Annotated in this window: 9 protein-coding genes and 2 pseudogenes; all 11 read right to left on the bottom strand. The window is 42.3% G+C overall.

Translation table 11 applies throughout. From position 1 onward, the window contains the following. Positions 1-469: 469 nt before the first annotated feature. The 11 genes and pseudogenes from COT81_03615 to COT81_03565 all read right to left on the bottom strand — a co-directional run bounded on the left by COT81_03615 (position 470) and on the right by COT81_03565 (position 6,639). Positions 470-919 (bottom strand): annotated as a pseudogene (locus COT81_03615) (translational GTPase TypA). 2 nt (positions 920-921) lie between these two features. After that, the gene (locus COT81_03610; GenBank protein PIS04983.1) at positions 922-2,238 is read right to left on the bottom strand and encodes a hypothetical protein; all 1,317 of its coding nucleotides are present in this window, start codon (positions 2,236-2,238) and stop codon (positions 922-924) included. Positions 2,239-2,358: 120 nt separating this feature from the next. Next, positions 2,359-2,772, bottom strand: a pseudogene (gene msrA, locus COT81_03605) (peptide-methionine (S)-S-oxide reductase). A 4-nt stretch (positions 2,773-2,776) separates the two neighbouring features. Further along, positions 2,777-3,280 (bottom strand): hypothetical protein, encoded by a 504-nt coding sequence (locus tag COT81_03600; GenBank protein PIS04982.1) that lies wholly within the window; start codon positions 3,278-3,280, stop codon positions 2,777-2,779. Positions 3,281-3,296: 16 nt separating this feature from the next. Continuing rightward, positions 3,297-3,746, bottom strand: coding sequence for a hypothetical protein (locus COT81_03595; GenBank protein ID PIS04981.1), 450 nt, complete (start codon positions 3,744-3,746; stop codon positions 3,297-3,299). 12 nt (positions 3,747-3,758) lie between these two features. Then, a complete protein-coding gene (locus tag COT81_03590; GenBank protein PIS04980.1) occupies positions 3,759-4,172 on the bottom strand; it encodes a hypothetical protein in 414 nt (137 codons plus the stop codon). Positions 4,173-4,199: 27 nt separating this feature from the next. After that, entirely contained in the window at positions 4,200-4,631 is a 432-nt protein-coding gene (locus COT81_03585) for a DUF1761 domain-containing protein (GenBank protein ID PIS04979.1), read from the bottom strand. 79 nt (positions 4,632-4,710) lie between these two features. Next, a complete protein-coding gene (locus tag COT81_03580; protein ID PIS04978.1) occupies positions 4,711-5,184 on the bottom strand; it encodes a hypothetical protein in 474 nt (157 codons plus the stop codon). 103 nt (positions 5,185-5,287) lie between these two features. Beyond that, on the bottom strand, positions 5,288-6,055 hold the full coding sequence (locus tag COT81_03575; protein ID PIS04977.1) for a hypothetical protein: 768 nt from the start codon (positions 6,053-6,055) through the stop codon (positions 5,288-5,290). Positions 6,056-6,123: 68 nt separating this feature from the next. Then, positions 6,124-6,375, bottom strand: coding sequence for a hypothetical protein (locus COT81_03570; protein PIS04976.1), 252 nt, complete (start codon positions 6,373-6,375; stop codon positions 6,124-6,126). A 66-nt stretch (positions 6,376-6,441) separates the two neighbouring features. After that, a complete protein-coding gene (locus tag COT81_03565) occupies positions 6,442-6,639 on the bottom strand; it encodes a cold-shock protein (GenBank protein PIS04975.1) in 198 nt (65 codons plus the stop codon). Positions 6,640-6,930: the final 291 nt, after the last annotated feature.

Genomic DNA, 6,930 nt, shown 5'->3' with positions numbered 1-6,930 from the left:
AAGCATCCCCTGTACTAGCAGAAGGAGAAGCCTCCTGATCTGTTGTTAACAGCGTGTGATATAGATCAATCCCTGATGCACTTTGTCCAGCTGCTGCTGCATCATCGCCTGCTTCCCAGGTGAACTTAGGCTCAGGGTAGTTGTACCAAGTGCCACTACTTAATGTGGCGGAGGTAGAGGCGGCGGTGGCATACCCTAGAGCTGTGACCGTGGGATTATCTGGTGGCGTACTATCTTCTACGTATGCTAAAGATAGATCAGTAATAACTGGGGAATCATTCAAACCTTCACTAGGTGTGAGTTCTGCTTTCCACTGGAAGTACCGGCGCGGGTCACTAGCAATGTCTGTGCCAGACTGAGCTACCCAATCACTCCAGCTGCTGTTGTCCATGCTACTTCTAGTGAAGTAGTTGATGGTGCCACCATTAAGCACCTGGCTAATACTCCAGGGCGTTGCTCCCCAGGCGCCGTTGGCACCAAGGTCAATAAATAAATCCAATACCGCGTCATGGATTTTAGCCGGATTGGCGTCGGGCTTGTCCATTTTATTTAAAATGACAATTGGCTTTAAGCCAAGCTCCAACGATTTTTTTAGCACAAAGCGGGTTTGCGGCATCGGCCCTTCTTGCGCGTCAACGACGAGCAAAACCGAATCAATTGAACGCAATACGCGCTCAACTTCCGAACCAAAATCAGCGTGCCCGGGGGTATCAACGATGTTAATTTTCGTATCTTGGTAAACGAGCGAAGCGTTTTTAGCGTAAATGGTAATACCGCGCTCTTTTTCTAGAGTATTAGAATCCATGCTCACGCCAACTTCCGCCATGCCGGTTTGGCGCATCATGGCGTCAACGAGAGTGGTTTTGCCATGGTCCACGTGGGCGATAATCGCGATATTTCTAATTTCTTTGGGCGCCATAGCTAATCATTGCTGTAGTGAAATTTCTTACTGGCAGAACTTTTTAGCCGGTTAAATTTACGGTACGGTTTGGACGGGGATCGCGGGCGGTCTTTTTGATATGAATTTTTACGGCGGTTGTGTGGCTGCCGCGGTCGTGGCTTTTGAAAGCGAGTGCCATTAGTTCGGGACGAAGGAGCTTTCCCCGGCGGCAAGGCTGGTAAAGCCAGCACCGGCAGGGTTTTTCTAATCAGCCGTTCAATTTTTTTAATGTCAGATTTTTCCGGCGGGGTGACAAAAGAAATGGCTTTGCCATATTTGCCAATTCGTCCGGTCCGGCCAATCCGGTGAACATAATCCTCTGAATTATCCGGAAGATCAAAGTTAATAACCAAAGAAATATCTTGTACGTCAATACCGCGAGCGGCAATATCGGTTGCGACCATAACTCTAAATTTTCCCTTGGTAAAACCGCTCAGCGCGGCTTGGCGTTGGGTTTGGGAGCGGTTGGAGTGAATTTCAGTCGCGGTATGGTTGAGCTGGCGGATGTCTTGGGCGATGCGTTTGGCGCCATATTTTGTCCGGGAGAAAATAAGTACTTTGTCGTTCGCGTATTTTTGCAGCAGCGAATCGAGCAACCGCATTTTATCGTTTTTAGAAACAACAAACACTTCTTGTTCAATATTTTCCGCGGCAGTCCCTTGCGGTGCGATTTCAATTCGCAGCGGTAGTTTCATAAACGCGCTCGCCAGCGCCGAGATGGCTTTTGGCATGGTGGCGGAAAAAAGCATGGTTTGCCGCTCTTTGGGCACCGTTTGTAAAACGCGTTTTATTTGTGGCAAAAAACCAATGTCTAGCATGCGATCGGCTTCGTCAAGGGTGACTATTTTTACCTGATTTAGTTTGTAGAGGCCTTGATCCATTAAGTCAACTAAACGCCCGGGGGTGGCAATCACAATATGAGGGGTTCGCTTTAAGGATTTGATTTGCTCCTGTTGCGAAGCACCGCCAATAATTACCGATGAGCGTAAGCCCAAAGGCGCGCCAATATCTTTAAGCGCCTGTTCAACTTGCAGCGCGAGTTCGCGGGTCGGAACCAAAATTAAGCCTTGGCCATGATGTCGGGCAATTCGTTGAATCATCGGAATGCCAAAAGCGAGCGTTTTGCCGGTGCCAGTTTGGGCAATACCTACGACGTCTTTGCCGTCTAGCGCGCTTGGGATTACTTGGTGTTGGATTGGCGTGGGTATGTTAAATCCTTTTTGAGCAAGGACGGCTAGAAATTTTTCACCAATTCCAAGTTCGCTAAATTTGCTAGTTATTTGCGCTGTTTGTGTCATATAAAAATGTGTGACCCAATATTCTTAAAGGTCACACTGACACAAGAAGATTCGAGTCGCTAAGCATAATTGCGCTTAGCATGAATTAATGCCAAAGTATAGCTGAAAGAATAATTTTTGTCAAGCTGATTTAATATCAGTTACAATTTTTTTGTTGTAAACTTTGTCTTTTGATAATTGCGCAATAAATTTTTCAATAGTTTCTTTTTGAGCATCGCTAGTGTAATAAATTGCTGAACGATATTGCGTGCCGGTATCCGCGCCTTGTTGGTTTAGCGTGGTTGGGTTGTGCGTAGCGAAAAAGACTTCCAAAATATCATTCAGGGAGATAATGGCAGGATCAAATTCAACTTTAATAACTTCGGCGTGGTTGGTAGTGCCGGCACAGACTTGTTCGTAAGTGGGATTTTGAGTGTCCCCGCCAGCGTAACCAGGTGCGACAGAGATGACGCCTTTTAACTCACTAAAAACAGCTTCCGTACATTAAAAACATCCGCCACCTAATACTATTGTTTCTTGTTTTGGTTGTGCCATACGATTATTTAATGGTATCAGCCAAGGCGCCGCTCATGGAGGCTGGAAAACCTACAATCACCGTTCGCTTAAAGGCCAATAACCAGTCGGTTGACCATGGCGCTTGACCGATAAGGACTAAGATTAGCGTTACAACTCCAAAAGATATTAAATAAGTCAAAATTAAACGTTTAATAAAATCAAAGCCAAATTGTTTTAGCCGGCCTTTGTAGGAATTAGAATAGATAAAAGCGGCGACAAACAGTAGTGAAATAGCCAGTAAAATTAATACATTTAACATCGGCATGGATTGGCCAAGCCGCCACGCTTCCTCAGTGTAACTTACCGGGATAGAAATAATTGCCGCCCCCACAATCACTTGGAAAAAATCACGAGGATGAAATTTAACGGTTAGGGGAGAAAGCGCTTTGTGCAAAATGTTCCCGGCCTCATCTTTGACGGTGGTTAGCTCTCGTAGTTTACCCGCAACTTTTACAATCTCGCGCCGTGATTGAAGTTTTTCTGACATAGTTTGACCTCGCGCCCTAGGAGAACATTTTTTGGCCGGAGTGGTTCCAGCGTTTTTGCAGATGCATCATGGATATCAAATAAATTATTCCAACCAGAATAAAAATCGGATAACTAGAAGTGATAGACATGCCTATGTTTTTTCCGAGTAGGCCAACTAATCCCAAATTAACACCTGAAACGATACTGACAAAAAAAGCGGCAAGGTCTATTTTATTTTTATGGCCGAAAAGTTTTTGTTTGCTTTGGTTCCAGCGATAGACCATGTAGATGGCCGCAACTCCTGAAATTAGATAAGCCACTGCGTGAAGAGATGACAAGGTGCCAATTAAGCTGGACGGCGAGTAGGCGATAAAGGGCGGGGTACCGCCTAAAAACAGTGCCACCGCGGCAATTACTAATCTCGCTTGCGACCACAAGAAGGCGTATTTGTCTAATTGTTCTGGTTTAGTGTATTTCTTTTTCATACGATTTAGTTATTAATTAATTGACGGAGTGTCTTTAGTTTTTAATTGTTTAATTATGAATTGCGCAACGATTAATCCAGCAATTATTAAAGTCACATGAAAGCCATATTCTATAAATAAAAGATAAACAAAATTGTGCTCGTCGGTTACGCGATGAATATTGTCATGCGGCCACCAAGAAATTAAAAGCCACACAGAAGCTATCAATACGACTAAGTCCCGCTGGGCTAGGCGCCAATAAAGTAGAAGGGCGATACCGATTCCAAAGGCAACGGATTCAAAAATACTTAAAATTACAAAAAATGGGATTAAATTTGATTGCGGCGTTTCAGCGCCTGCTGGGTCGGGCCAAATAATTCGGCCGGTAGCCATAGTGAGGGCGGCGAGGATAATAGTTATAGCTATAAATAATGTTTTGCGATTCATATTTTTGATTAATAAAAAAAGTTTTGGCTAGGCTAGGTAAGTAATAATTAGCGACATAACCATTAAGCTAACAAGAGTGTTTGAGGCATTTAAAAAAAATAGTTTCCATGGTCGGCCCTCCCAAAGGACACTTCCGGCTTGGGTGGTGGCGACATATCCAAGCCATATCCAAAAGGCTAGTTGCAAGGCGAAAATACCTCGACCTACGCCGCCTCCAAAAAAATCACTCCACACAAAAGCATCATGAGCCAATACAAAAGCCATGACTAGCGCGGCCACCAATCCGCCCGCCATTGATTGCAGTGGGGTCATTTTCATTTTTTTCATATCGTCGTCGCTTAGGCCCACAAGCGCCTTCCATTGTTTGCCAAATAGCGGCCCATACCAAATAATCCCGATAATCATATAGGCAACAGCCGCGAATATGACAGCGAGATAATTAATTTGAATGTTTGGCATAAGCTTATAATTAATGATTATTTATTTAAGATTCTTCTCCCTTTATTATACCAAAAGCTAAGTTTATAAAACAGTGAATTTATTTTGAAAAATTATATTCTTCAATCATATGCCAATCTTTGACATAGCCCCCGGTATAGTAAACTGAAAGTTTATCGACTATAAATTCTAATTGTAATTTAGTGCCAACCTCAGAAATAATTTTTTTCTTTTCATTAGCTTCAAGATTACCATAGATCAAACTTAAATGTGGCGTATAGTCCTCTTCAAGAACAAAAAGTTCTTGGGCTATTTTATTGGCTTGCATCACCATTGGTGTTGGCTTAGCTTTAATCATCAGGCATCCGTAGTAGGCATCAATATAGAATAGATCTTGCAATTTGATAGTATAGGGTTTTAACTTTTTAGCAATCTCGCCGCCCCTGGTTACCACTTCATTTTTGGGTTTATACATCAGACCAACCAAAGTCACATGCGGTTCAAAAGTGTAAGTATTATATCTTTTGGCAAAATCATTAATTTCCCTTTGTAATTTTTTTTTTGGCTTCACCAGTTGCTTTTAACCAAATAGAATAATTTTTTTCTAGTTTCATAAAAATAGTATAACAAAAGCCGCCAGGGTTGGCGACTTTTGTTTATGGCGCTGGGTGTCAAGTTTACTTAATGTTATTGGTAATCACTTTTATTGCTTCGTGTTTCGTTTCTAACACATTTGTTAGCGTTTGGAATACACGCCCACCTAATCCTTCTTTATTTTTACCGCTGGCAAAAAATGCCCACCACGGAAATTTTACTTTGACCCGCTCTTGCTTATCAATTTCTACTGTTGCGGTCGCTTGGATTGGAATGAAACCAAATAATTTAACTTCTTGCTTTACTTTACTTTCGATTTTTTCAAAGTTTAGTGAAATTTCTTCCATTGGCACATCATCAGCGTGCGCGCCTTGCAGTAAAATATCTTCAATTTGTTTCTTGCCTGCTTGGCTTGGTTTATCTTCGCCAGCGCCACTTAAAAGAATGGCAAAAGTTGATTCTCGTGAGTCATCGCTGAATTTGTCATCAATTTCGTCCGGTTCAATGCCTCCTTGCTCAGTATTTGGAATTTGGCCGGTAATAATTGGCTGATCTTCATCACCATTAGTTTCTTCAGCATTGTCACTATTAAATTTACTGTCAATCTCATCAGGCTCCACGCCGGGCGCCGCCGATTCTCCTTTCTCAACTTTAAATTCAGTTTCGACATTACCTTTGGCTGAGTCGCCATCATCGGTAGTGCGAGCATCAATCTCATCAGGCTCCACGCCGGGCGCGGAAGAGTCGATGGCTTCACCGTCTACCCCTTCGTATTTGATGTAGTAGGCAGCATAAGTAAGATTAGGCAATGCGATTAAGAGTAGCATCAAAGTAAAAACAGCTTTTTTCATAAGATTAAATTATTAATTTAGTCTCGTAATTTTATCAAAAAATAAGCTTCTAGTCTATTACCTTTTAATTATCTATGCGGGCAGCCGGGCCAACAACACGGCCGGCGCATGCCATCATTTAATTCCTCAATCGTCCGCCGAATGCGGCGAGCGCGGGTTTCGGGCTTTTTAGCATCCTCAACCCAGCAGATAAATTCGTTGCGGGCAAGGGGAGTAATATCATCCCAAGCAGCCTGAGCTTTTTTTGCATTAGACAGGCTATTTTTTAAATCAGTTGGCAATGCATGCATTGGTCTAAAAGGTGCTTTTTTATTTATCATAAAATTATTCTATCAAAAAATCGCCATTACGGCGATTTTTTTTAAAAAAGTTATTAACAATAAATGTTAAGCTTTTTGAACATTGGTAGCGGCTGGCCCTTTGTCTGTTTGTTCAACGTCGTAGGTGACAGAATCGCCTTCTTTTAATTCATCGAAACCAACTCCATTGAGTTTGTCTGCGTGAAAGAATACGTCTTTGTCGCCGCCTTGGCTGATAAAACCGAAGTTTTTACCGTCTACTATTTTCTTAATAGTTCCTTGCATATGTAGATACAGAAATAAAGTGAATTAATGTTGCGATAGTAAAAAGAAATTCGACTGCATTTCTATAGCTACTATACTTTGCGGCTTAAGTTAAAATTGGCCCAAGCCGGCATCAAGCTTTTAAACTTTCTTTAGTTTAAGAAGCAGGGCTGAGTTTAACATAAATAGTCAAATTTGTCAATAGACGAAATAAGGGTATACCACAGCAGTTGGAACAGGCTATAGCGTTTTTTGTAAGTAGGTATGGGGGCTTTCAAAGATTTCCGGTGAGCAAAATCTGACGCAAAATTC

Source organism: Candidatus Buchananbacteria bacterium CG10_big_fil_rev_8_21_14_0_10_42_9 (genome assembly GCA_002773845.1).
Taxonomy (GTDB): domain Bacteria; phylum Patescibacteriota; class Patescibacteriia; order Buchananbacterales; family 21-14-0-10-42-9; genus 21-14-0-10-42-9.
The sequence above is the reverse complement of the archived record's forward strand: the minus strand, read 5'-3'. Positions and strand labels throughout refer to the sequence as shown.